We start from the raw sequence: 25,019 nt of genomic DNA on the forward strand, positions 1-25,019 counted from the left end.
CGAATAGATAGTAGTGAAATTCAGCGCATCGGCACCACTGCCCTGGTAGATATTATCATACTGGATTTTTTGGCCGCTGGAGCAGCTGATAGGATTGCCTTCAGCGAGTTCTATTTTACACTCTTGTCTTCCGCAGGCTTCGGGGGTTCCGTCTTTGTTGGCATCTAGCACAGAGGCATGAGATGAACTATCACAATAAGTTTCAGCAACATTAATGCTGTAAAAATCTTTGGTAAGCCAATTTCCACTAGATGGGCATCCTTTGCTGGCTAATCGATATTGAACACTAAATCTTGCAACTTCACCGTCGTAAAGAAAACCGACAAATGATTCCTGACAAACAATCCAGCTTTGACTACTTTTCCACGCTTCATATGCTTCTACTTCTGTCGAATATTGCTCATCATTGACTAGCCATTTTTTAACATTTGGATCGTCTACCGGTGCAATCCAATTTAGTTCCTGAGCGTGCACTTCATAAGTGACCAAAAGAAAAAAAGAAATTATTAAACTAGAGGTTAAGTGTTTCAAAAGCTGTTTGGCAATCATTTTACATTCCTTGAAATATCCTAGAACCAAAAACATATTTTTATAATGATTTAAAACCAACGATATGATTAGGTATCAGGTTATCTAGGTGCGGTTAGCGTTAGGCGGCGCATCGTAGCGAAAAAGGGCTAAAAAAGCTACAGGCAGGCAAGCATATCCTTAGTAAATATTACACATATCAAATAATTAATTCGCTCCATAAACCAATTTATTTGATTCATAAAAAAACGCCGGATATTGACCGGCGTCTTTTGGAATAATCAAATTATGGATTTTAGAAAAATCGACTAAGAACCTACTTGATAACTTTCAGATGGGAACCACTACGACCTTTGTCACCACTTTTGTCGTCCGTCTGAGCTTTACCTTTTGCTCTTGAATCTTTTGCTTCAGAACTGGTTGGTGACTCCACCGCTTTAAGACCCTGAGACTTGTTCGGCTCATCTTCTACAAGTGCATCAGTTTCGACGATTTCTTCAGACTCATCCGCCTCTTCCGTTTCCAGAACCGGAAACGCCATTCCCTGACCATTTTCCTGCGCATAGATGGCAAGAATAGCATTCATTGGAACATATATTTGTCGAGACTTGCCTGAAAACCTTGCGCTAAAAGATACCGCATCATTGTCAGCAAACCAGTCTCTTACCGCACCAGGACTCGCATTAAGTACGATTTGATCATTTTGAATGTGCTCAACCGGTACATCGACATTTTTTTGAGTGGTATCAACTAAAATATAAGGCGTCGCACCGTTATCCAGAATCCACTCATAAATTGCGCGGAACAAATAAGGTTTGTTGGAACTAAAATTGTCTTCGTGCATGATTTCTTGAACAGGTAATTTGAGAGGTGCTTTAACGGGAGCGATTAAACTCCCGTCAAGCGGGTAAATAATGACTTAGTTACGCAAGTCGCGTTCTGAGTCAGTTAAGCTGGCTTCGAAAGAATCACGCTCGAAAAGTAACTGCATGTAGTTACTGACTTCCTTCGCGCCACGACCAGTCAACTTGATTCCCATTGCCGGTAAACGCCACATAAGAGGAGCCAGACAGCAATCAATCAGAGAAAACTCTTCACTTAAAAAGTAAGGTGTTTCACTGAATACTGGTGCAAGTGTTAGCAAGCTTTCGGTTAGTTCTTTACGAGACTTCTCAGCTTCTTTTTCTTTTCCATTCAGGATGGTATTCATCAGACTGTACCAGTCTTTCTCGATTCGATGCATCATCAAACGAGAACGTGCGCGAGCTACAGGATAAACCGGCATCAAAGGTGGATGCGGAAATCTTTCATCCAGATACTCCATAATGATTGGAGACTCAAACAATACCAACTCTCTGTCCACTAAAGTCGGTACAGTGTTGTATGGGTTAAGGTCAATTAAATCTTCAGGTGGCTGCTGATTTCCAACCACTTCGATGGCTTCAAAGTTAACCCCTTTTTCAGCCAGAACAATACGAACCTGATGGCTGTATACATCGTCTGAGCCTGTGTAAAGAGTCATTACTGATCGTTTGGCTACTGTTGCCATTGAGAGCTCTCCGTAATTGCACAAAAGAGTAGCGAGCTAAAAACTCACTACTCTTTACAAACTAATAATTAAATCAAACGAAATCTATTCTTAAAAGCTTTCGCATTTATTAGTGAATATCTTTCCAGTATTCTTTCTTCAAGAAGTACGCCAAAACACCAAAACCAAGAATAAACAACAGAACCCAAACGCCCAATCGTTTTCTTTCCTGCTTAATAGGCTCCCCGACGTAATCCAGGAAATAAACCAGATCAGTCATCGCATGATCAAACTCTTCTGGATTCAAGTTACCTTCTTGAACGATCTCGAAGTACTTACCTTCTTTAGAAAGTTTCACCAGTTCAGCTTCTTTTTCGTGAACCAGTTTTTCTGCTGCAGAAAGAACTTTTCTGGCCGCTTCAACATCGTTTCCATCTTCAATTTGCTTACGCGCATTGGCGATATCCGCTTTTGCGTACTCGATATCATTTTCAAGACCTTTAACCTGCTCGGTTTTGGCTTGAATACCTTGCATTAGCTCGAGCACGTGTGGCATACCAACATCTTTAAAGACACCGTTGTTTACCCCATAAGGACGCGACTCATCCTGATAGAAACCACGCAAATAGTTATACAACCAGTGGTTTCCACGAGAGCGAGCGATAAGCGAAAGATCCGGCGGCGCAGCACCAAACCAGTTAGCCGCAGCCTTCTTGTTCATATTGTTGGTCATCAAATCACCGATTTTTCCACCGGTAAAAATCAGATTGTCCAACATTACATCTTCAGGAATTTTCAAGTCTGTCGCAGTACGCTTATAACGCTGAAAGCTCAGTGCATGACAACCCATACAGTTGTTCATATAGATTTGTGCACCATTTTGTTGAGCAATAATCAGCTTGTCGCCAGTCAACTTTGGCATGTCATCATTTGGAAAAGTGAGCCCTGCTTCCGCCGCAGAAAGAGACAATGAAAACAGCGCACTGATTGCTATAATTAATTTTCTCATTAGTGTGTCACCCTCTCTGGAACAGGCTTAGTTTCTCCCCAAGTACTCCACCAAGGCATCAACAGGAAGAAGGCGAAGTAATAAACCGTACAAATCTGAGCGACCAAAGTTCGCATAGGTGTTGGTCCCTTCATTCCCAGATACCCCAGGATAACAAAGGCAACAACGAACAAAGCAACCCATAGTTTGAAGCTCCAGTGCTTGTAACGAACCGACTTAACTTTTGCTCTGTCTAACCATGGCATAAAGAAAAGTACGATTAATGAAGCAGCCATTGCAACAACACCTAACTGTTGATCAGGAACCGCACGCAGAATCGAGTAGAAAGGTGTGAAGTACCAAACCGGCGCAATGTGTGCAGGTGTCTTTAATGGATCCGCTGGCGTAAAGTTTGGTGGCTCAAGGAAGAAGCCGCCCATTTCTGGCGCAAAGAAAATAACCAGACAGAACAGGAACAAGAATCCAGCAACACCCACAATATCTTTTACTGTGTAGTAAGGATGGAATGGAATGCCGTCTAACGGAATACCATTTTCATCTTTGTTTTTCTTGATTTCGATACCATCAGGGTTGTTAGAACCAACCTTATGAAGTGCAACGATATGCAAGAAAACCATCAATAATAATGCCATTGGCAAAGCAACAACGTGCAATGCGAAGAATCGGTTCAAGGTAGCGCCAGAGATAATGAAGTCACCACGGATCCACTCAGTGATATCTGCGCCATAAACAGGAATTGCACTGAACAGATTAATAATTACCTGAGCACCCCAATATGACATGTTACCCCACGGAAGCAGATATCCCATGAAAGCTTCTGCCATCAGAAGAACAAAGATGATCATACCGAATAGCCATACAAGCTCGCGAGGTTTACGGAAAGAACCATAAATCAGACCACGGAACATATGCAGGTAAACCACAACGAAGAAAGCCGACGCGCCAGTGGAGTGCATGTAACGCAGTAACCATCCCCACTCAACGTCACGCATGATAAATTCAACCGATGCGTAAGCGCCTTCACCTGAAGGGTTATAATTCATAGTTAACCAGATACCAGTCAGAATTTGGTTGACCAGTACAAGTAACGCTAAAGAGCCAAAGAAATACCAGAAGTTGAAGTTCTTTGGAGCGTAATATTCGGCCAGATGTTCATTCCAGACTTTTGTCGCAGGGAAACGATCATCGACCCATTGCATCAATGCAGCCATTTTAGTCATTATGCGGCCCCCTCATCGACACCGATCATGATTGATGAATCGGAAGTATAAGAATAAGGTGGTACTTCAAGATTTTTTGAAGCCGGAACACCCGAGAAAACACGACCAGCAAGGTCAAAACGAGAACCGTGACATGGGCAGAAGAAACCGCCGCCCCAATCAACTTCGGTTTCTTTCTGATGCTGTGGTACACATCCCAGATGAGTACAGATACCAACGAGTACCAGTACGTCTGGTCTGACAGAACGAACATCTTTGTCGACGTAAGCTGGTTGCTGTTCAGGAAACTTTTCTGAAGTAGGATCTTTTAAATCATGTTTTGTATTTTTAAGCGCCTCAATCACTGAGTCGCTACGCTTAACCACAAAAACGGGTTTTCCACGCCACTCAACCTTGACCATTTGGCCCACTTCCAATTTATCAAGAGAAACTTCTACAGGCGCACCAGCAGCTTGTGCTTTTGCGCTAGGGTTCCACGACTTGACAAAGGGTACGGCCACGCCAACCGCGCCTACTGCACCAACAGCAGAGGTTGCTAGCGTTAAGAAACGGCGCTTGCCGTTATCTACACCATCATTACTCATTCGGATAGTCTCCCCATCGACCGGTAATTCTATTCATTACATTGTTTTTATCTGGCAGTTTGATTCAATTTTCAGCCATTTTTCGGGCCATCAAACCACCGAGAAATAGGATTCGCGGGCAGATCATAAAGAAAACCTATAACTTTTACAAGGAAATGGCATTTTTTGTTTATAACATATTGTTTTATAACATAATTTATTTTCTAATTCAGAAAAGTCGCTGCTATGTTCCAGCCCTTTTTGTACTAAGAAATTAAGGTTATTTGGCTTTGTCGTTAAAAAGAGGATATTTTTAACTAAAACCAGCATGTTTTACTCTGTGAGCAAATTATGACAATGTTGCTCGCGAGCCCTGAGTTAGCACCGATATAAAGCAGGCTACCAACAATCCGATAAAACAACTAGTCAAACGCCCATATGAACAAAAGCAAGCTCCACTTTAAACTACCTCAGCTGGGACCAGCGATATTGGTTACCGCTGCATTTATAGGTCCGGGTACGGTGATTACAGCAAGCCTGGCGGGGGCAAATTTTGGTTACGCCTTACTTTGGGCCATTTTATTTTCAGTGCTGGCAACGATTATATTGCAGGAAATGACCGCAAGACTGGGAATTGTAACCGGCAAAGGTCTGGGGGAAAATATTCGAGCCAATCTGAAACACCCTTTGTTGCGAGCGCTTTCAATATTGATGGTCGTTAGTGCGCTCATTATTGGCAACGCAGCCTATCAGGGTGGCAATATCTCGGGAGCAAGTCTCGGGCTGTCAGCTCTTGCGGGAGATTTAGCCATCTCAAGTCAATCTATTAATAATCAATCGATTAATTTCTGGCCACTAATTATCGGTAGCATTGCCTTTTTCCTGCTTTGGCGTGGCAGTTTTAAACTGGTTGAAAAGTCATTGATGGTTCTGGTTGGCTTAATGAGTGTTGCTTTTTTAGTGACCTTTCTGCTAACCCGTCCTGATATTGGTGCGCTATTTTCGGGATTATTGCTTCCGGTTTTTCCAGAGGGAGCAACATTAACCATTATCGCGTTAATTGGAACGACGGTAGTTCCCTATAATCTTTTTCTGCATGCTGCCAGTGTCAGTCAAGAATGGAAGCATCCGGAAGATCTGGGCAAAGCAAGAAAAGATCTGTTTATTGCCATTCCTGTTGGCGGTCTGATTTCTATCGCCATTGTGTCAACCGCTGCCGCTGCGTTTTTCGGAAAACAGATTCAACTCTCTTCGGCGGCAGATCTCGCACCAGCCCTTGAGCCGCTTTTTGGCGAGTGGGCAAAAGTGTTTATGGCATTGGGTCTTTTTGCTGCCGGGATCTCTTCGGCGATTACTGCACCACTTGCTTCGGCCTATGCGCTAAGCGGTATTCTCAATTTGAATAACCAGCTGAACTCTCTGCCATTCCGAATAGTATGGATCGTCATTCTATTGGTCGGAGTAACTATTGCTAGCGCCGGATATCGACCAGTAACCGTGATCTGGTTTGCACAGGTTGCCAACGGCATTTTATTGCCCATCGTCTGCATTTTCTTGCTGTGGCTGATGAATCAGCCGATACTTAAAGAGCATAGAAATGGAACCATCCAGAACATTCTGGGATTTATTGTTTTGGCAGTTACCCTGGTTCTGAGTGCGCGAAGCTTAATGTCAGCTTTTGGATTGTTGTAACTTTGAGCGGGATTCTTTTTTTGAGAAATAATTTTTATCAGGTATAGCTTTTGTGGATATTAACTGCGATATGGGAGAAGGAATAAGTCTCGCTGACTGTCTGAGCGACAATCAGTTAATGCCTTATATCACCCGTTGTAATATTGCCTGCGGTGGACATGCCGGTAGTGAAGCGATTATCAGAGAAACCATTCTTAATGCCAAAAGACACAAGTTGTCTATTGGCGCTCACCCCGGATATGAAGACAAAGCTAACTTTGGTCGCAAGTCTCTTGATCAATCAGTAGAAAGAACCGTTGAATCAGTGCAAAAACAGCTTGAATGCTTTTTTGAGATCGCAAGGCAGTGCGAAGTTAAAGTCGACCATATTAAACTGCATGGTGCGCTCTACAATGATATAGAAAACAGTGAAAACTCAAGGTCAGAGAATGAACTGGGCAGAAGACTGGTGAAACTTTTTCAGAGTGATTACGATCAAGTTCTGATTCTGGGCCTTGCACAGGGACAACTTGCTCATCTTTGTAAAAACAGTGGGTTGATATTTTTTGGAGAAGCCTTTATCGACAGACGATATTTGGCGAATGGAAAACTGAGTCCGAGAAATATTTCCGGCGCAGTCATTCAAGATGCAGAACAGGCATCCGCTCAAGCACTCAACCTTATAGAAAAGAAACCAATTGAAACGCTGGATGGGCACTCTATCTTGATAGAAGCCCAAACTCTGTGCATTCATGGGGACAATCCGGCAGCACTCGGAATATTGCAGGCAATTCAATCACGATCTAAGATTAATCATTGACTCGGTATTTCACACTTAAAATTCATTAAGCCAAGGATCAACCATTAATCCGCCAGACTATAAAATTATTGCCAATGGCGACAGTGCGCTGACAGTTGAATTCATGGCGCGCGTAAGTCCCCTTTTATCCCAATATATTCATCAGTTAAGTGAGAATTTAAAAAACCATAAGCCTCAGTGTGTGAATGAAATAATACCGGCGTATCGAAGTTTGACTGTTTGTTTTGATCCTCTGATTTTTGAGCACAAAATAGTTGAGGAACAACTGGAAAAAGTAATCGCTCAATCGTATTTTAATGACCTGCTGGAAGCCAATGAAACGCTCATTAAAATTCCAGTTTGTTATCAGGGAGATTTCGCGTCGGACCTAGCCTTTGTCGCAGAAACAAATAATCTGACCTGCGAACAGGTTATTGAGCGTCATACAAAGCCAACCTACCTGGTCAATATGCTTGGCTTTCTTCCCGGCTTTTTATATCTCAGCGGTTTGGATGAAAGTTTACATACAGCCCGTAAAGCGATCCCTGCGCTTCAAGTGGAAGCGGGAGCCATTGGTATCGGCGGAGGACAAACCGGAATTTATCCTTTTGCCAGCCCCGGAGGGTGGCATATCATAGGTCAAACACCAGTCAAAATATTTAAGCCTGAATCAGACACACCTTTTATCGCCAAACCTATGGATCATATTCAATTTGTTCCAATTGACGAAGCTGAATTCCAAAGAATCGCCCGGTCAGAAAACGAGTTTTCAGGTGTCGATATTAGTGAGAAAAACCGGCTATGAGTTTACGATTTATTAAACCAGGGTTACAAACCAGCCTGCAGGATTCTGGTCGTTCAGGCTTTATGCATCATGGAATAGGCGCCGGTGGTGTAATGGATAGTGATTCAGCTAGTCTGGCAAACTGGCTGGTTGGCAACCCTGCTAACGCCGCGGTACTGGAGATCACCTTAATAGGCCCGGTAATTGAGTTTTTGTCACCGATGACGATTGCCGTATGTGGCGCAGAGTTTGTTCTGTCCCTGAATGAATTCCCAATTGAAAATGGCGAGAGCATTGAAGTTGAAAAAGGAGATATTTTGACTTTCGGTCACAGAGAAAGCGGTTCACGTGCTTATCTGGCTTTTTCCGCCGAGCCCGATGTTGAAAAATGTTTCGACAGTTTTTCAACCCAGCTCTCAGCCGGTTTCGGTGGTTTTAAGGGCAGAGCATTTCAAGCCAATGAAGAACTTGCACTGAAGAAGATTCGTCAGACGAAAACTCGTCGCCTACCGCGTAGTCTGGTTGCAAACTATCTGGGAAAATACCTGTTTCGCTGCTGCCCTGCGGTGGAAACCGAAAAATTTGAAACATCTGTACTGCAAAAGTTTCAACAATCGGCCTATCAGGTTTCAGCGGATTCAAATCGAATGGGAGTCAGGCTAATTGGCGAGCCTATCGACTACCAGGCAATTGGCGAAATAATATCCGGCGGCCTTACTCAGGGCTCCATTCAGTTACCCTCGTCAGGCTTGCCTATTATTTCGTCAGTGGATGGACAAACTATCGGCGGTTATCCCAGAATAGCCAATATTATTAGTGCCGACCTTCCGCTGCTGGGTCAATTAAGAGCAAATGACAGAGTAAGATTTCAAATAGTTACTCTTGAAAAAGCAGTCAATTTTCTACGACAGAAACAGGCTTATTATAATCGGCTTTTAGCAGGCAAACTCACAGCACATTAAACGACTATTTGACTTGTTCACTAAGACTCAACTTAAACCTGTGTGTAATCATGATAGCAGGTAGAAGGACTTCATAAATTCATTTATTTCCTTCCTTCTACCTTCTACAAAGCAGATCTTCACTAGTAGCTAATCAGCCTGTCCAGACGCTCCAGGTCATTAAGCACTCGCCATATTCCTCCCCCTTTTTCGACTCGCTGCTGCCAGGCCAGTAATCGATGTTTATAGTCTCGAGGGTCAACATTATCACTACGCAATTTGGTAACGTTTAAAGCAACAACATTGATCCCGTGGACATCAATTGGAAAATTTCGAATATGCCCTTTGGGTAGATCCTCTTCCAGATCGGAAAAGATAAATACATATTTCTCTCCGGCCTGAGTCTCATTAACAAAGTCTGATGCTTGAACAACCCCGCCAGTAATATCTGTATTGCGGCTACCGAATTTTACCTGCGCAACAAAGTTATCAATTTGTTGCTTAAACAGTCGCTTTTGATCATTAGCGGTACTAGGCCTTAGATCGAAGGTAGCTTTGGCAATAATATCTTTTTCGCTAAAACTTCCACTATCAATTCGAGCAACCGCTATCGAATCACCACTATCGAGAGTCGCCAGTAAATAATTGATTATTACCTGTGCTTTTTGCAGCTCTTCTGTGTAAGTTCCGGATGTATCGAGCAACAAGTAAACAGCCCTGTTTTCTCGCTTGCCTTCACCGCAAGCAGAGAGTAGCAGTACTCCAAGCACAAAGCTGATAGCTATCACACATTTTATCAGTTGTTTCATTTTACGCTCCTCCATCTAGCCCAACTTCTGCACCGATACATTTTCTTTCTGTTGTTCGGATTTGCTTTTATCGCTTTGCCTGGACTTTACCAGCTGTTCGATACTCAAAGGCAACATAATAAAAATATCAAAAAGATAAATCATCATCTTGCTGAGGTGTTTAAAAAAGCCTCCGACCATTCTCAAGACTAATCGTAGAGTTCTTAACAATCCGATGGCAACTAACCCTAAAACAACCCTGAGAGAATGAATAAAACTCTCCAGAGGAATTGCAATAAACGCGAGTGCAAAAGGCAAAATAAATCCCATAATCATCTGTCCTATTGAAGGTATCCAGCGGAACTGTGCTTCGACAATCCCTCCCGCTGCACCGACGTTAACAAGAGATTGTTGCAGCGCTTCCCGATCAAGCGCTAACAGATCACGCATATAAGCCAGGGATGCTTCAATCGTTGCCAGGATTGTCAAAAGAATAAAGGTCACAACCATCATCCGACGGCGCATTCGATCTTCCATTGTTCCGATGATGGGAAATAAACCAGTAATTCTGAGCGACTCGAATAAAAACAGTCCCATGGCGATTTCAATCAGAATAATCACCAAAGCAGCAATGTCTGAAGTTTTCATGCTACCAATATAGCTTGAGCCACCAACCATTTCAGACATAGGCATAGCGATTAATTGAAAATTGATTAAGCCGCCCAGCACGGCAATAATCAACACCAGCCCGGAAATAAAAAACTGGGTCAAAGCTGATGAACCTAGAGCACTTAATGCAGAGTCTTTTTTATGCAGTATTTCAGCATAGTCGGCGATCTGCTGATCGATGTTTTTCGAACACTGATCGAGACCATTGATCTTTTCATCAACCTGGTTCAACTTGCTGTCAATATTTCGCCAATGGGGCTGCATTGCGGAGAGCAAGCGGTGGCTTTCTGCTGCCGATTTTTTAAAAGCTTTCAGAGTTTGCGCATGGGATTCATCCACTGCTTTCTTGATATTAGTTAGTATTTTAACGACTGTTGGATCGCCACTACTTGGCAAACTGGCAATCGTTTCCACAACATTACCCCATGCCGGTGGAAGTGGGGCCACCTGGGTCGACTTCTGATAGTCCGATTCAATATTTTCTATCGACTCTGAAATTTGCCGGTGAAGCGACGGATACCCGGACAGATCTCGCTTTACGATATTATTGATGCGGGTAAACTCTCTCTCTATGGCTTTTTCCGCCGCTTTTTCGCCATTAGCTAGCAGGACCTCATGATTTCTTTGAGTTAAACGTTTCTCCAGTTTGGACACACCAAATGCCCAAACTCTCAGCGTAGAATAAATGGAGTATCCACTTGTCCAGAAAAGCTGATGAGCCTGTTTACGACCCAGATACAAAATAATAATCGCGATAACAGCCCAGATAACCAGCGAAGTCGCCGGGCTATCGGACCAAACCTGTAGTAATTCATTAGCCATTGCTACTCTCCTAATTTGAATGCTGGTTGAATGAACCTGCAATTTGATTGAGCCTGGATTATCCCCCCCTCCAGTGAAAAATCTGTGAGAAAAATACGGCCTTCTGTGCGATAAAATATTTGAACTAAGTCGATGCATCCGACCCAAGCTATTGATAAGATAAAATTAACTAATATGAGGAGCGAGTTTTGGCGAGAATTTTCTGGGTTGAAGATCAATTTCACTGGATTGACAAGTTCAAGCCAATACTGGAGTCATCTGACTTTGGAGATTCTTCACTGACACCTATAAACAAGGTTGAGATTCATAAATTTCAGGAATCAGCCTGTCGCGCGATAAACCACGCGACAGACGAACCGGATATTGCCATTCTCGATGCGAATTTAAACGGAAATGATGATGCAGGGCTTACCATATCAAAGTTGATCACTCAAAAATGGCCCTCAGTACCTATCATCTATCTGTCTGAGCATAGCGGTACCGGAATCGAGCAAAAGGCCTTTGAAGAATCCAGTGCGCAAGACTTTATCGCCAAACATCAAAGGAATGTTGAGCAAGTCCTTACCTGGCGAATAAAGGCCTTACTACGTCATAAACAGATGCAGTCAACCAGTTTATCTTCTACCTGCGACAGAATAGTGAGCGGTCAACTAACTATCGACCTGACCACCTGGAACGTCTACTGGCATGGTGAACGGCTGATGAATCCCAGCAATGCTCAAAGACCACTTGCGCCGATGCCGCGAAAAATACTTAAATTGCTGGTTGAAGCATCTCCCAGTCCATTAACAACAGACCAAATAGCCGATAAGCTCGGTGTAGAAAGTTTCAGTTACGCCAACTATCGACAACACATAAAAACGCTACGTCACTCGTTTGAACAAGCCTGTCAGCGAAAACAGATAGACAGCTTTATTGACCAGGCTAAAAAAGGAAAGGGAATAGTCACTTTTGGTGACGAAGGAGCTTATCAATGGATGAAATAATCGAGCCTGAGAAGGTAAAAGCATCAATGGCATCTTCAAGTTTTCAACCGTTAAAGACTGTCAAAAGGCCTTTCTTTCATACGCCCTGGCTAAGTTTAATCACAAGCGTCATTTTAATCTTATACCTTTTCGCTACCAGTACGCCCCAGGTTTTGCAGAATTACGAATTTGTTAAAACTTTTCTTTCGCCACAGATTAGAACGCCGCTCCTGGTTGTTTTTTTTACCATCTATTTATTTGATTTTTATCTTTTGAAAAAAAGTCAAAAAAAAATAAAAGCACGACTTATCAGTCTTGACGAACAACTGGAACTTGCCTGGAAACAAAAAGCGAAACAACAGGCAAGAGCGAATACCTACTCTGGTCAGACCGATAAGCTGAAAGGCTTTATCAGTGACAAACTTCTGGAGTTTATGGAGTTTGATGAAAAATTTGTTCATTTTAAAGGGATCGCGAGCGAGGTCAGGCACAATGGCGTTATCAGCTTTGATAAAGTTATGAGTGCCTTGAAAAAAGCGATAGAACAACAAGGTTTCCTTTCGATCTATGAACAGAACAAGCAAGAGAATGACGACAATGAGCAATTATCCAGTCAAACTTTAAATGCAATGGCGCAATACCAGGACGCGCAGGACGCGATGGAATATCTATGGGCACTACTTGATCTATCTACGGCAGATAATATGGCAATTCATATTGGCAACCAGTTAATAGAGTGCGAAGAACATTATTTTCAACTTCAGCTGGATGCTGAAAAAAGTATGGACATAACACAAAGCATTCCGGTTTCGCCAACATTCTACCCACAACTCTCTCTTCTATTGACTTTATCATTATTGTCAAATGAACAAGAAATTAGGAATATGATTGCCTTATCAAGAATCAATCACAGGGTATTTGAGGAGCCGATCGAATTTTGCAATGAACAATTCTCTGTTTACGCAGAAGCTACTGACGAACTCCTTGGCAATTATAACCATATTATTCTGTTATTGGAGAATCTTATTAAAAATGCGCTTTTTTTTAGTAGAAAAACACCTTACAAACAGTCTGCTGATAAAGTTGTAATAAGACTATTCAATGAGACATCAAAAAACATTACTTTCTCTGTTTACAACAGAGGACCACATATCGGCATTAACGAAATGGAGAATATTTTTACTCTGGGTTACTCAACCCGTCGTAATCATAAACACAATGGAAAAGGCCTCGGACTTTTTTTTGGCAGACAAATCATTGACGGTTATCAGGGAGAAATTAAGGTTGAGAATATAGCGACGAACGCTTCGAAGCTTATAGTAAAATTAGTATTAACTAATGGAGAAGAGCTTTGTCACGAAATAGAATCCATTGCAGATAATGGGCGTCCGCAATGTCGTCTGGCTGAAGAAAAATTTACTGATAAAGTCCAGCTCAACTCTGTTATTCCTGTAAAAACACTCATATTTTGTCTTGCAGATACTTCATCAGAGCAATTCGACTTAGCTACGGAAGACCTGACAATGGAAAACCTGGCAATGGAAGACTATATCTACAATGAAGAAAAACTGCCTGTCTGGCAATTCAATTTCAGATCCTCAAAAAAGTCCAGCTCGCTTATATTAAAGGCGTTAGATACCACAGGGGTTCAGTTTAAATTTAGCCTGCCTTCGGCAAGCTCATTGTTGGAGGAATAATCAGATATCCCTGATATATTCGGGTTATCTGGCAAATAGAATATTCTTTGCTAAACTTTTGAGTACCTTAGCTGGATAACTGGATCCAGAAGGTACTTCCTTCCCCCTCCTGACTGTCAACGCCTATTACACCGTTCATTGCTTCGATAAGCTTTTTGGATATGGCGAGCCCCACGCCGGTTCCTTCTATTCCTGAGTCAAGGTTAACCAGACGCTCGAAGGGTTTAAATATTGCTTCATGATACTCGGATGGGATTCCGCCGCCTTCATCTTGAATAGAAAGTTTCACCAGGCTCTCCGGTTGCTTTTCAAAAAAGATATTAACTGTTCCTTGTTGACGGTTATACTTGATAGCGTTACTGAGTATATTCATTACCACTTGTCTTAAACGGAAAGGATCGCCCATTACCATGTAGTGATGTTCGTCTCTTTCATAAACTATTATATTCTCTCTTTCCTTTGCCATTGGCTCACATTGTTTAATACAATCTTCCACTATGTCTCTCAAAGAAACTTCGTCTAATCGAATATCGAGCCTTCCACTCTCTATCCTGCTAAGATCAAGTACTTCATTGACCAACCCTAATAGATGACGTCCCGCCCGCATTATTTCTTCTAAACTATCTAGCTGATCACCATCTAGCGGCGAGGCCTCGCTTTGTTGTAGTAACTGTCCAAAACCTAAAATAGCATTTAATGGCGTGCGTAACTCATGACTCATTCTGGATAGAAATTCTGTTTTTGCTGCGCTCGCCTTCTCCGCATTCTCCTGAGCGTTTTTCAACTCGGCCGTTCGCTGCTCCACCAACTCTTCCAAATGATCTCGGTAGTTTTCCAGCTCCAGTTGTGACGCCTTTCTCTGTGTGAGCTCCTGTGAAACGGTTGCCATGGCGATAGGCCTTCCTTTATCATCATCGACTCGAAATATGTCGAACCACATCAAGATTCTGTTTTTGTTCTTAAAGTGCTGAAAATAGAACTCACCAGACCATCGCCCCTGACTTAACACCGTGGGAATAATCTCATTGTTAACCTGCGGCTTATCTTCATCTGCAAAAAAATCAATAACCGTTTTACTATTAAACTCCTGATCACTTTCAATTCCAACCAGCTGCCTTCCCGAACTATTCAGGAAAAGTGCATTTCCCTGAATATCAGCGATACCGATAAAGTCGGAGGAATTATGAACAATAGATGCCAGCCTGGTCACTCCCTCCTCAGCTTTTTTTCTACGTTCAATATCGGTAATAAAACCAGTCATGATTTCTGGTTTACCTTCACTATCAAACTGAACCTGCCCCCTGGACTGTATCCAGCGATACTCACCATTTTTTTGTTTCAAACGCATCTCTACATCATAGGGAATATCTTCACTAAAGTGCATTTCCAGTGCTGACTTTACTCGTTCCATGTCCGCGGGATGAACAAGGGATGAGAAAGTATCGACATGATAGGGAAGTTCTTGTGGTTTGTATCCTAAAATCTCAAACCAGCGAGGCGAAAAATAGTCATGACCGGTTTTTATATTCCACTCCCAAAGGCCATCATTGGTTCCTTTTTCAGCTCTTCTATAGCGAGCTTCGCTATTCTTAACAGCTTTTTGAGCCAGGTATAAATCTGTAACATCCTGTACAGTTCCTCTTGATACGAGCGGTTCGTCATTTTCGTCAAATTCGGTATTACATCTTTCTTCCACCCATTTAACTCTTCCGTCCTTCATTAATAGTCGATGAGTAATTCGATAGGGCTCCTTTGTTTCAAGCGATATAGAATAAGCCTCGTTAACCCTATCCCGATCTTCTTGATGAATAGCCTCAATAAACGCTTCATAAGTTGCAGGAAACTTACTTTGATCAATTTCAAATAGTTTAAATATCTGGTCTGTCCAAAACAATTGGTTAGTTTTTAGGTCTAACTCCCAGCTACCGATCCTGGCGATATCCTGAGCACGATTTAATCTTTCTTTGCTCGCCTGCAATGTCTCATCTTTTTGCTTGCGCTCAGAAATATCCCTGACCACACCGGTAAAAAACGAACGGGAATCTCGCCTGGTTTCACTAACAGTTAACTCTATTGGAAAAACGGTTTGATCTTTTTTTATGGCATTAACTTCTCTTCCCAAACCTATCATCTTCTTTTTTCCGGTGTTTAGATAGTCTTTAATATATTGAGCATGGTCACTGTGGTATGGTTCAGGCATTAAAATTGAAATTTTTTTTCCTAACAGTTCATCTTTTGTATATTGAAAAAGTTCTAAAGTTGCGGGATTGACGTCCTGAATGATTCCACTGTCATCGATCAAAATAATACTGTCTACCGCAGCCTCAAGAATGTTGCGAATATTTTTTTCGCTTTCACGTAATGCTGTCCATGCTTTTGTTTGCTCAGAAATATTCTGACCAATACATATCAGAGAGGTATGTCCAGCTCCCGTATCTTCGAGCATTTCGGAATACCAGGCTATCGGAACCAGGTGCTTCTCTTTATTAACCACTGGAATTACCAAAGAGTTCATATGCTGTTGAGAGCAAGCCTTTTCAAAAGCCTCTCGAGCCTTGCTTTTGGTTTCAAGTGAAGCAAATAAAAAGCCCCACTCCTGCCCAATAGCGTCTTCCTCAGTAAATCCTAATAACTGAGTAAACCATGAATTAGTTTTTTGAATAACGCCCTTCTCATCCAGTTCAATAATAATCATCGGAGCGGTTTCAACAATACTTTTGGCAAAGTCTCTTTCTTCAGTAAGTTGAGTAGTTAACTCGTCAAATTTCTTTGCCAAAACCCCAAACTCATCTAATGTACGAGGTTTTATCCTCACTGGGGGAGAACCAATTTGACTGTTTACTTGGGTAAGATTTTTTAATGGAATAATACCTTGCTGAAAACTATTCCAGGCCAGTCCGGTACCTCCGACGGCTAACAATAGTAAAGTTAACCAGATAATCACGGTTTCTATGCCGAAGTAACCTGTTTTATTATAAAAATATCCAAGGAGAAAGCAGTCAACCAATAAAGGAGTAACTATCCCCAACATCATCACCTTATTTTTTATGGGCACAGCGTTGACACACACGTCATGAGGGATAACATATTTTCCCAATCGATCAACAAAATAAAAAAACAATGGAAATGACGAAATAAGTACGACAGGAACGATACCCAGCTGATGAACCAGCTTGTCATCTAGAGAGTATTCTGCGTAGCCTAGTCTTTGAAGAGTAATGTCTGCAAGATAAATCCCTCCCATAGAATACAGCGCAATTGCTGAAAAGGTAAACCAGGGCAAATGAGCTAAAACTGTTTGAACTTTTTGTTCAGCCTGGAATCTATCCGCACCGAGAATGCTTTCAAACCATCTCGCAAACTTCTTGGCCATTAACAATCCAGAAAACAGCAATACCAATACATATATTCCGCCAATATCGATAAAAATCAGATAAAACTCTGGCATTGGATAAAAGCCAGCTAATGCCATAAGCGAACCACCGACAAAAGGCGGTAAAAAACATGCTAAGATGATAAAACGGTAAGCCAAGCCAGTAATCGAATCTCCCTTATTTTTAGTCATTCTTCTCTATCCAAAAAACTGACTTAATTTTTGTTTAAATTGCTTTACATCAATTGGTTTTATTAGATAATCAACAAATCCAGCTTTTTTTCCTCGCTCAATATCGTGTTGCATTGCATTAGCAGTGATGGCAATTACAGGAATATTGCTAGTTAACTCATTATTCTTTAGTTCATCTAGTACCTGATATCCGTCCATTCCAGGTAAATTAATATCCAGTAAAATAAGATCTGGATGATAAGAAATGGCGATTTCTATGCCTAGCTCCGGGGAAGGGGAAGAAAGTAAGTTAATATCATTATTTGCTTGAATTATTTTTTCAACCAATTTTAAGTTAGCAGGGTTATCTTCGATATACAGAACCTTGTGTTGTTTATGACCATGTGACATGGAAGAAGTAGCAGTAGTTTTTTCTCTAATATTCTGGTAGCTTAAATTCGAGCGGCGGCTAGCATTTCTGGACAAACTCCCTTCGGGCAAAGTAATCCAGAATGTGCTTCCTACACCAGCTTCCGACTCAACGCCTACTGACCCTCCCATTTGCTCAACAATACTCCTGACAAGGGCAAGTCCAATGCCTGTACCTTCAATACTGCTATTTTCGGCTTCTAATCGATTAAATGGCTGAAAAAGTTCTCCGATTCTATTTTTTGCAATCCCTAGTCCTGTATCGATAATCAATATTTTTGTTTCTCCATTTTCTTTCTTATCAAGTTTTAGTTCGACCGAACCATTTTTCTTGTTGTATTTAATCGCGTTGGACAACAAGTTGAGTAAAACCTGACGTAGCCTTACTCTATCAGACCAGACTGTTCCTGAGCCAATAGAGTCATACCGGATTTCTATATTTTTACCTTGAGCAAGAGGTGATACCAGTTTCATACAATCTTCAACCGTTTTCCGCACACTCACAGGCTCCAAAGTCAGGTCAATTTTTCCCGATTCAACTTTTGCCAGGTCTAACACATCGTTAATCAGCGATAGTAAATGCTTTCCAGCTTTTTCTACTTCTTGTGCGCACTCTTTTTCGTCTGCATTAATTGATTTACTATTAAGAATTAGCTGATTAAACCCAATAATCGCATTCATGGGTGTCCTCAGCTCATGACTCATATTGGATAGAAAATCCGACTTGGCCTGATTCGCTTTTCTCGCTTCTTCCAAAGAAATCAGCATTTCCTCTTCAGCTCTTTTACGCTCATCAATATTTATTGAATAGCCTAATATTTCCTGAGGTTCGCCTAATTCATTCTTTATCAGTACCAGCTTATCCATAACCCAGCTATATTGTCCTGAAGCATCTAATATGCGGTACTCTCGCTGATAGGTCCCTGCTTGCATCAACTTTGAGTAATCATCCTCCAATTTTTTTCGATCGTCTGGATGAATTCTATCTAACCAGAAATCCTGACTTTCGATAAATATTTTTGGTGAGTATCCTAACTGTTTCTTAATGTTTGAACTAATCCAGGTCATTTTTAAGGGAGGATTCTTATCGCAGGTAAACAGTGTCACCGGAGTTTCGGAAATTAAAAAGTCCAACCTCGACTCACTTTCTTTGAGGATTTCCTCAGCATTTTTTCTTTCACTAATATCCCGCACTATTGCAACGAGGTTCGACTCAGCTCCATGTGAACCGATATACTGCAGAAAGATCTCTACCGGTGTTTTTCGACCATCTTTGGCTTTTACTATAGCTTCCTTCCTGAATGTGGACAGCTCGCCAAGTCTCATCGAGTTGGCCAGGTTAACCATTTGCTCTTTGCTGACATTTACCAGAATTTCATCCGGAAGGATCGAAAATATCTCTTCGCGAGTATAGCCGAGAAGTTTTAATGCGCCTTGATTAACATAGGTAAAGCTGAGATTTTTGGCGTCAGCAATAAATACGGCATCGAGAGTTTGATCAAGCGTTTCTCTAAATCTTTGAAGTACCTGTTCAGAACTACGTCTTTCAATTTCATTTTCGATGCGAGAAGCAAATATTTTCAGAATTGCGAGTTTGTTGCGGGGATCATGAATGACCTTCTTATCCATAATTCCTATCACACCAATACTTTCACCTTTTCGGTTTATCAACCTAACGCCGATAAAACTTTCAATATCATTCGTGTTGGCCCACTGTATATCGGAAAAACTTTCACTCATACCACTCGAACAAAGATAAGTCTTTTGTTCAAGCAAGTACTCTATGGGAGTTCCTTTTGCGTCAAATTTATAACTTTTAACAAGGTTGCTATTATCCCAATAGGCGAGCATTTTGAAATGTGTTTTCTCGGTTGGAATGGCGAAGAAACAGGAGTCAACTTGACAGGTTTTCGCCAGTCCTTCCATCATTCGTTGAAAGAAGTTTTTGTCGGTAACGGCGACCATATTTTCTACGAGCGCCTGTAGTGCGAATTGATGTTGCTTAGTCTCAGTAATGTTCGTTCGAATTGAGGTATATCGGTACGGTTTTCCTTCATTATCAAGAAACGGTGTAATCGTTGAGCTAACCCAGTAGAGACTGCCATCCTTACGACGATTACAAATTTCACCATGCCAGGTTTTACCAGATGATATACAACTCCACAAACTTTGATAAAAGTCTGACGAATGAACTCCGGACTTGAGAATTCGATGATTTTGTCCAATTAACTCTTCTTTTGAATAACCGCTAATATTACAGAATCTTTCATTAACGGCAATGATGTTTCCTCGTCTATCAGTCGTACTGACTATGGCGTGTTCGTCCAGTGAATATTGAATTCTTTCCAATTCGTAGAGATTCTTTTCAAGCCGTTGTTTGGTCGCTTTTATTTCTCTGTACCTGAAGGCTCTAACCGTAACCATCGAAACAAGATGCTTGCCATCAACCGGTTTCACCAGAAAATCATCACCTCCTAATCTCAAAGCATTAATCTGTTGTATCGGATCTTCCTCGGAGGAGAGAAAAATGATCGGAATATCCAGATATTCAGACTTAAGCCGTATCATCGATGCAAGTTCAGGTCCCATTATTTTTGGCATATAGACATCAAGCACAATAACATCCGGCCGAAAAGATTCGAGCAAATCCAATGCTTTTGTTGGGTCAGAAAGTTCTTCTACTTCTATCCCCACCTGGGCGAGATTAAGACTCTGTATCTCTAATACAAACTTGTCGTCATCAACCATCAATACTTTTATTGGTTTTTGCGGCCTTTTCTGTGCAAGCATTGAGATCCCTTCTATCAAGGTATCGGGGTCAAATGGCTTACAAATATATCGACTCGCGCCAGCTTTAAATGCCGCTAAACGTGCTTCTTGTGATTGTTCTACGGAAACAACAATTATGGGAATTGTATGCCTTTGCTGATCGGTAAGATTCTGAATTGCCTCTATACCGGCATAGTGATTTCCTTCCAGATTTAAATCCATTAGTACGACATTGGGTAACTCAGAATTTTCTTTAAGTAACCCTTTTTTGAACTGTTCTGTCGAAAAAAAACACTTGGCTCGAAAACCTGATTGAACAACCAGATTTTCTAGCACTCTGGATTGCTCTTCATCATCTTCGACAATAAAGACCAAAGGACTGTCTTTTAGAACATTGCTCCCAGCGGTTTGAAATGAGCCGAACGGACGGATTTTAGGTGGTGAAGTTAGCTGGTTTTGAATAGTACTAAGTAATGAATCAATGGTCTGCCATTCTGTTTCGTTGGCAGACAGTTCATGCAACTTTTCATTGAGTAGCAGTAGTTCTAGCTGTCCCGCACTATTATAAACGGATGAATGCTCATACACCCCGGCTAAACCTTTCAGGTTGTGCACCAGCAGCCGCAAATCAATTTGTAGCTCGGGCGAATTGGTTTCTTTCTTGAGCTTTTGACAAAGACCATAAATTTCGACAAACCTGGCTTGAAGCTTACTAACGTAAGCTTTGTCAATTTTGCTAAGGCTGACAGCTGGTGATTTATCGCTTTTCACAGTCTAAGATCCCATAATTTTCCTGTCCAGAATGTCACAAGGCTCTGATGCATCATCCCCCATCAGACCTGAACTATTTATTTTTTCTCTTTGTTTTCTCTGTTATCATCACAATCAACCTCTTTATAAAAATCAACAAGCCAGACAATCTCAAAGTTTTCACTTTGAAATACTAATCGGTTGCTTGTCTAGTCAGAAAATCGTGATCGAATTTCGAGAATACCCGGCAATATATTCAAAAACGTCTCGACTACTCTTGGTTCGAAATGGCTGCCCTTGTTAGTCTGGATAAACTCTATAGCTTGTTCGATAGGCCAGGCTTTTTTGTAAGGACGTTCAGAAGTTAGAGCATCAAAAACGTCAGCAAGCGCAGCTATTCTGCCGGCTTCAGGAATTTCTTCACCTCGGGTTCCATTGGGGTAGCCTGAGCCATCCCATTTTTCGTGGTGAGTAAGGGCGATCTCTCTCGCCATAACGAGAAGCTCAGAGTCATCCCCGTCGAGTAGTTGAGCACCTATTTGCGCATGGGTCTTCATAATCTCCCACTCATCAGGTTCAAATCTTCCCGGCTTAAGCAATATGTGATCTGGGATCCCTATTTTGCCAATATCATGCATGGGACTGGCGTTAAGTATCAATTTACAATCTTTCTCATTCCAGCCAAGCGCCTCTGCCAGTAATGCGCAAGAGTGACTCATGCGCAAAATGTGATTACCTGTCTCTTCATCGCGATATTCGGCTGCTTTACCCAACCGCTGCACCACTTGTAACCTGGTATCTTCCAGCTCCTTAGTTCGCTCCTGAACAAGTTGCTCCAGCAAAGCTTTTTGATCATGAAGAAAATGATGGGCAAGTTGAGCATCAAGCAAATTTTTAACCCGCATCAGCAGCTCATTAGTGTCAAAAGGCTTGGAAATGTAATCTCGAGCCCCAAGTTCAAGCGCTTGAAATAACGTATCCTGACTATTTTGTGCCGTTAAAATAACTACCGGAGGTAACAAATCGTCGTTTAATGCATTCAGCCGCTTTAACACCTCGAACCCGTTCAAATAAGGCATATTGATGTCCAGCAAGATAAGCTCTGGACGATTTGCTCTATAGGTATCGACGACCTCCCTGGGATCATCGATTAATACGAGGTCTTTATAGTTACTCCGGCGTAAAACTTTTTCGACTAGCTTCAGGTTCGACTGGTTGTCATCGACAATCATTATTTTTTTCGAATAATTGTCTGTTTGATACACGCTAAACTCCCACAAATACCGCCCATTCACTAAGAATAGTAGATTTTGTGAAATTCTCCTTAAAATTCACGGTATTACTGATTGTTCTGTCGCCTGCTGGGCTATCCATACACAGCGCCATTCGCACCAGAACAACGCCCCTCTTATTTTAGCGCTCGTTACTATCCTTTTTCTCCTTTTTATCTCTTTGCAGCACCTGTTTAAGATCTTCCATTCGCTGTCTGACCGCTGCGCCATAACTTTTGTCATCTCCCCATAGAGAAGCCAGCATCGTCAGTGACTGTTGATCATGTAGCGCAAACATCTTACCAGCCTCTTCAGCTTGCTGGTAATTAACGCCCAACTCAGTTAATGCCTGGATACCGAGGCGCAGCGCAGAGTCAAATGTTTCTCTTTGGTATCCGGCAATGTCTTCTCGAATTAACTCGTAGGCATGACGTCTGTCGATAGCTCGTGCGAGTATTCTCAAGTGTGGAAAATACTTTTTTGAAGTCTTTACAATTTCAAGCGTTTTATCTGGCTCATCAACCGCGATAACTAAAACCTGGGCTTCGTTTGCTCCTGCCGCAATCAACAGATCTTTCCTCGAAGCATCTCCGTAGTACACCTTGTTGCCAAAACGCCGTAACAAATCGATTTGACTGGGACTATGATCGAGAATGGTTAAATGAAATCCTTGAGAGTCCAGTAAGCGGCCAATGATTTGTCCAAAGCGGCCGTATCCTGCAATAATTGCGTTACAGGTAGGTTCGATTTCATCTTTTTCGCCATTTAACACTTTTTGCCCTGGTTGACTGTTATACCATTCGAAAAAAATAATCAGTAACGGAGAAACCAGCATCGAGAGTGCAACCACCACAGTTAAAGTATTACTAATTTGATGATCAAACACTCCAAAATTTAAGCCTGTTGAAGTAATTACAAAGGCAAATTCACCTCCTTGAGCAAGAGCGAATGTAAACAGGAAGCCTTGTTTATTACCCATCTTAAAAATAATGGAAAGAACTGCCAAAACCAGCGCTTTGAGTGCAATCAAACCAATTGTCGCTCCCGAAATCAGAAGAGGTGATTCAATGAGCACAGAAAAGTCAATATTGGCGCCAACGGTTATAAAAAAGAGTCCTAAAAGCATTCCCTTAAACGGCTCGATATCAACTTCCAGTTCATGTCTGAACTCACTTTCAGCCAACACCACGCCAGCAAGAAAAGTCCCCAGTGCAGGAGACAGTCCAATCGCTTGCATAAGCACCGCAGTGGCAACAACTATCAACAAAGCAAATGCGGTAAAAATTTCGCGCAAATGAGTTTCAGCAATAAAACGGAATATAGGTGCTGACAAGTATTTTCCACCGACGACAATACTGACGACAGTTGCGATGGTTACGATAATCTGTACCCAGACCGGGTAATCAGCAATCAAACTTTGATGAGAAACAGGATCATTGGTAGCAGCCGAGGAAACCGCCAATAATGGTAGTAAAGCGAGAATTGGTATTACCGCAATATCTTGAAAAAGTAGTACCGAAAAGGCATTTTTCCCGGCCTGTGTTTTCAGAAGTCCTCGCTCAGATAGCGACTGAATCACAATCGCTGTTGATGATAAAGCGATAGCCAACCCTATCCCCAGGCTGGTTTTCCAACTTAATGAAGACAGTTGCATTATAAAAAAAGTGACAAGCAACGCAGTAGCCGCAACTTGTAGAACGCCGAGTCCGAGAATTGTTTTTCTTAATCCCCAAAGTAACCCCGGACGAAGCTCCAGGCCTATAAGAAAAAGCATCATAACCACCCCAAACTCAGCGAAATGCATTAGATCGGCATGATTATCAACTAGCTTGAGCGCAAAAGGACCGATTAAAATCCCTGCGAGTAAATAACCAAGTACCGAGCCCAACCCCAATCGTTTAGCGATAGGAACAGAAATTACGGCAGCACATAGATAAATCATTGAAGCGGCGAGCATAGAAATATTCTTTTTATGTTGGTTCTATGTTAAATCTAGTTGAGAAGCGACTATTTTTGAAGTCGGTTGTTGTGGCGCAGTATTTCATTCGCTCCGAAGAGCCTGCCAGGGAGTGCTATTCAGAGCTATTCAGAGTTATTGAGTGATACAGGCGAAATCTGAAGCAGGACAGCTCAGTTAGCAGATTCAAATGGAGGATTAACTGACCAGAACAGTGCAGGATGGATACTTTGAGAATATTCATACTGCGACATACGATCTACAACTAACAACTAACAAAACAGTCATCACCTACTTTTTATCGTTTCGATAGAA

At 41.8% G+C, this 25,019-nt stretch carries 18 protein-coding genes; 6 read left to right on the forward strand and 12 right to left on the reverse strand.

Going from position 1 to position 25,019, the window contains the following annotated elements; translation table 11 throughout:
• From IYN84_RS20260 to petA, 6 genes are all read right to left on the reverse strand, one after another.
• On the reverse strand, window positions 1-549 hold a 549-nt coding region (locus tag IYN84_RS20260), incomplete at its 3' end, for a hypothetical protein (RefSeq protein WP_196141106.1).
• A 295-nt stretch (window positions 550-844) separates the two neighbouring features.
• On the reverse strand, window positions 845-1,372 hold the full coding sequence (locus IYN84_RS20265) for a ClpXP protease specificity-enhancing factor (RefSeq protein ID WP_196141107.1): 528 nt from the start codon (window positions 1,370-1,372) through the stop codon (window positions 845-847).
• A gap of 75 nt (window positions 1,373-1,447) precedes the next feature.
• Window positions 1,448-2,077: a stringent starvation protein SspA gene (sspA, locus tag IYN84_RS20270; protein ID WP_196141108.1), complete on the reverse strand. Its 630-nt coding sequence runs from the start codon at window positions 2,075-2,077 to the stop codon at window positions 1,448-1,450.
• A 109-nt stretch (window positions 2,078-2,186) separates the two neighbouring features.
• Window positions 2,187-3,065 (reverse strand): cytochrome c1, encoded by an 879-nt coding sequence (locus IYN84_RS20275; RefSeq protein WP_196141109.1) that lies wholly within the window; start codon window positions 3,063-3,065, stop codon window positions 2,187-2,189.
• Window positions 3,065-4,276 (reverse strand): cytochrome bc complex cytochrome b subunit, encoded by a 1,212-nt coding sequence (locus tag IYN84_RS20280; RefSeq protein ID WP_196141178.1) that lies wholly within the window; start codon window positions 4,274-4,276, stop codon window positions 3,065-3,067. Before IYN84_RS20280 ends, IYN84_RS20275 begins: the two co-directional genes overlap by 1 nt.
• Window positions 4,277-4,284: 8 nt before the next feature.
• The gene (petA, locus tag IYN84_RS20285; protein WP_196141110.1) at window positions 4,285-4,869 is read right to left on the reverse strand and encodes a ubiquinol-cytochrome c reductase iron-sulfur subunit; all 585 of its coding nucleotides are present in this window, start codon (window positions 4,867-4,869) and stop codon (window positions 4,285-4,287) included.
• A 417-nt stretch (window positions 4,870-5,286) separates the two neighbouring features.
• Between petA and IYN84_RS20290 the strand changes: the two genes are divergently transcribed.
• From IYN84_RS20290 to IYN84_RS20305, 4 genes are all read left to right on the forward strand, one after another.
• Window positions 5,287-6,540, forward strand: a complete 1,254-nt coding sequence (locus IYN84_RS20290; RefSeq protein ID WP_196141111.1) for an Nramp family divalent metal transporter — start codon at window positions 5,287-5,289, stop codon at window positions 6,538-6,540.
• A gap of 52 nt (window positions 6,541-6,592) precedes the next feature.
• Complete coding sequence (pxpA, locus tag IYN84_RS20295) at window positions 6,593-7,339, forward strand: 5-oxoprolinase subunit PxpA (RefSeq protein WP_196141112.1); 747 nt, start codon at window positions 6,593-6,595, stop codon at window positions 7,337-7,339.
• 67 nt (window positions 7,340-7,406) lie between these two features.
• A complete protein-coding gene (gene pxpB / locus IYN84_RS20300; RefSeq protein WP_371735025.1) occupies window positions 7,407-8,123 on the forward strand; it encodes a 5-oxoprolinase subunit PxpB in 717 nt (238 codons plus the stop codon).
• The gene (locus tag IYN84_RS20305; RefSeq protein WP_196141114.1) at window positions 8,120-9,064 is read left to right on the forward strand and encodes a biotin-dependent carboxyltransferase family protein; all 945 of its coding nucleotides are present in this window, start codon (window positions 8,120-8,122) and stop codon (window positions 9,062-9,064) included. Before pxpB ends, IYN84_RS20305 begins: the two co-directional genes overlap by 4 nt.
• Window positions 9,065-9,186: 122 nt before the next feature.
• On the opposite strand, the gene IYN84_RS20310 is transcribed toward IYN84_RS20305, so the two are convergent.
• Window positions 9,187-9,852: a VWA domain-containing protein gene (locus IYN84_RS20310; RefSeq protein WP_196141115.1), complete on the reverse strand. Its 666-nt coding sequence runs from the start codon at window positions 9,850-9,852 to the stop codon at window positions 9,187-9,189.
• Between the two features lie 15 nt (window positions 9,853-9,867).
• Entirely contained in the window at window positions 9,868-11,322 is a 1,455-nt protein-coding gene (locus IYN84_RS20315; RefSeq protein ID WP_196141116.1) for a hypothetical protein, read from the reverse strand.
• A gap of 188 nt (window positions 11,323-11,510) precedes the next feature.
• On the opposite strand from IYN84_RS20315, the gene IYN84_RS20320 reads away from it, so the two are divergent.
• Both IYN84_RS20320 and IYN84_RS20325 read left to right on the forward strand, forming a co-directional pair.
• Window positions 11,511-12,308 carry a response regulator transcription factor gene (locus IYN84_RS20320; RefSeq protein ID WP_196141117.1) on the forward strand — a complete coding sequence of 266 codons (798 nt, stop codon included), beginning with the start codon at window positions 11,511-11,513 and terminating at the stop codon, window positions 12,306-12,308.
• Complete coding sequence (locus tag IYN84_RS20325) at window positions 12,296-13,984, forward strand: sensor histidine kinase (RefSeq protein ID WP_196141118.1); 1,689 nt, start codon at window positions 12,296-12,298, stop codon at window positions 13,982-13,984. The genes IYN84_RS20320 and IYN84_RS20325 overlap by 13 nt, the downstream gene beginning before the upstream one ends.
• 67 nt (window positions 13,985-14,051) lie before the next feature.
• Here the strand turns inward: IYN84_RS20325 and IYN84_RS20330 are convergent, their stop codons facing one another.
• The 4 genes from IYN84_RS20330 to IYN84_RS20345 all read right to left on the reverse strand — a co-directional run bounded on the left by IYN84_RS20330 (window position 14,052) and on the right by IYN84_RS20345 (window position 24,704).
• Window positions 14,052-17,549 (reverse strand): PAS domain S-box protein, encoded by a 3,498-nt coding sequence (locus IYN84_RS20330; protein ID WP_196141119.1) that lies wholly within the window; start codon window positions 17,547-17,549, stop codon window positions 14,052-14,054.
• A gap of 6 nt (window positions 17,550-17,555) precedes the next feature.
• A complete protein-coding gene (locus IYN84_RS20335; protein WP_196141120.1) occupies window positions 17,556-21,497 on the reverse strand; it encodes a response regulator in 3,942 nt (1,313 codons plus the stop codon).
• Window positions 21,498-21,685: 188 nt separating this feature from the next.
• Window positions 21,686-22,741 (reverse strand): HD-GYP domain-containing protein, encoded by a 1,056-nt coding sequence (locus IYN84_RS20340; RefSeq protein ID WP_371735014.1) that lies wholly within the window; start codon window positions 22,739-22,741, stop codon window positions 21,686-21,688.
• Window positions 22,742-22,889: 148 nt separating this feature from the next.
• A complete protein-coding gene (locus tag IYN84_RS20345) occupies window positions 22,890-24,704 on the reverse strand; it encodes a monovalent cation:proton antiporter-2 (CPA2) family protein (protein ID WP_196141121.1) in 1,815 nt (604 codons plus the stop codon).
• Window positions 24,705-25,019: the final 315 nt, after the last annotated feature.

Source organism: Aliikangiella sp. G2MR2-5 (assembly GCF_015687155.1).
GTDB lineage: Bacteria > Pseudomonadota > Gammaproteobacteria > Enterobacterales > Kangiellaceae > Aliikangiella.

What these genes read in the sequence shown, in the direction of transcription:
- IYN84_RS20280 (WP_196141178.1), bottom strand. Translation starts at nt 4,276, where the DNA reads ATGGCTGCATTGATGCAATGGGTCGATGATCGTTTCCCTGCGACAAAA.
- IYN84_RS20345 (WP_196141121.1), bottom strand. Translation starts at nt 24,704, where the DNA reads ATGCTCGCCGCTTCAATGATTTATCTATGTGCTGCCGTAATTTCTGTT.
- IYN84_RS20290 (WP_196141111.1), top strand. Translation starts at nt 5,287, where the DNA reads ATGAACAAAAGCAAGCTCCACTTTAAACTACCTCAGCTGGGACCAGCG.
- IYN84_RS20275 (WP_196141109.1), bottom strand. Translation starts at nt 3,065, where the DNA reads ATGAGAAAATTAATTATAGCAATCAGTGCGCTGTTTTCATTGTCTCTT.
- IYN84_RS20310 (WP_196141115.1), bottom strand. Translation starts at nt 9,852, where the DNA reads ATGAAACAACTGATAAAATGTGTGATAGCTATCAGCTTTGTGCTTGGA.
- IYN84_RS20305 (WP_196141114.1), top strand. Translation starts at nt 8,120, where the DNA reads ATGAGTTTACGATTTATTAAACCAGGGTTACAAACCAGCCTGCAGGAT.
- IYN84_RS20315 (WP_196141116.1), bottom strand. Translation starts at nt 11,322, where the DNA reads ATGGCTAATGAATTACTACAGGTTTGGTCCGATAGCCCGGCGACTTCG.
- IYN84_RS20325 (WP_196141118.1), top strand. Translation starts at nt 12,296, where the DNA reads ATGGATGAAATAATCGAGCCTGAGAAGGTAAAAGCATCAATGGCATCT.
- IYN84_RS20265 (WP_196141107.1), bottom strand. Translation starts at nt 1,372, where the DNA reads ATGCACGAAGACAATTTTAGTTCCAACAAACCTTATTTGTTCCGCGCA.
- sspA (WP_196141108.1), bottom strand. Translation starts at nt 2,077, where the DNA reads ATGGCAACAGTAGCCAAACGATCAGTAATGACTCTTTACACAGGCTCA.
- petA (WP_196141110.1), bottom strand. Translation starts at nt 4,869, where the DNA reads ATGAGTAATGATGGTGTAGATAACGGCAAGCGCCGTTTCTTAACGCTA.
- IYN84_RS20330 (WP_196141119.1), bottom strand. Translation starts at nt 17,549, where the DNA reads ATGACTAAAAATAAGGGAGATTCGATTACTGGCTTGGCTTACCGTTTT.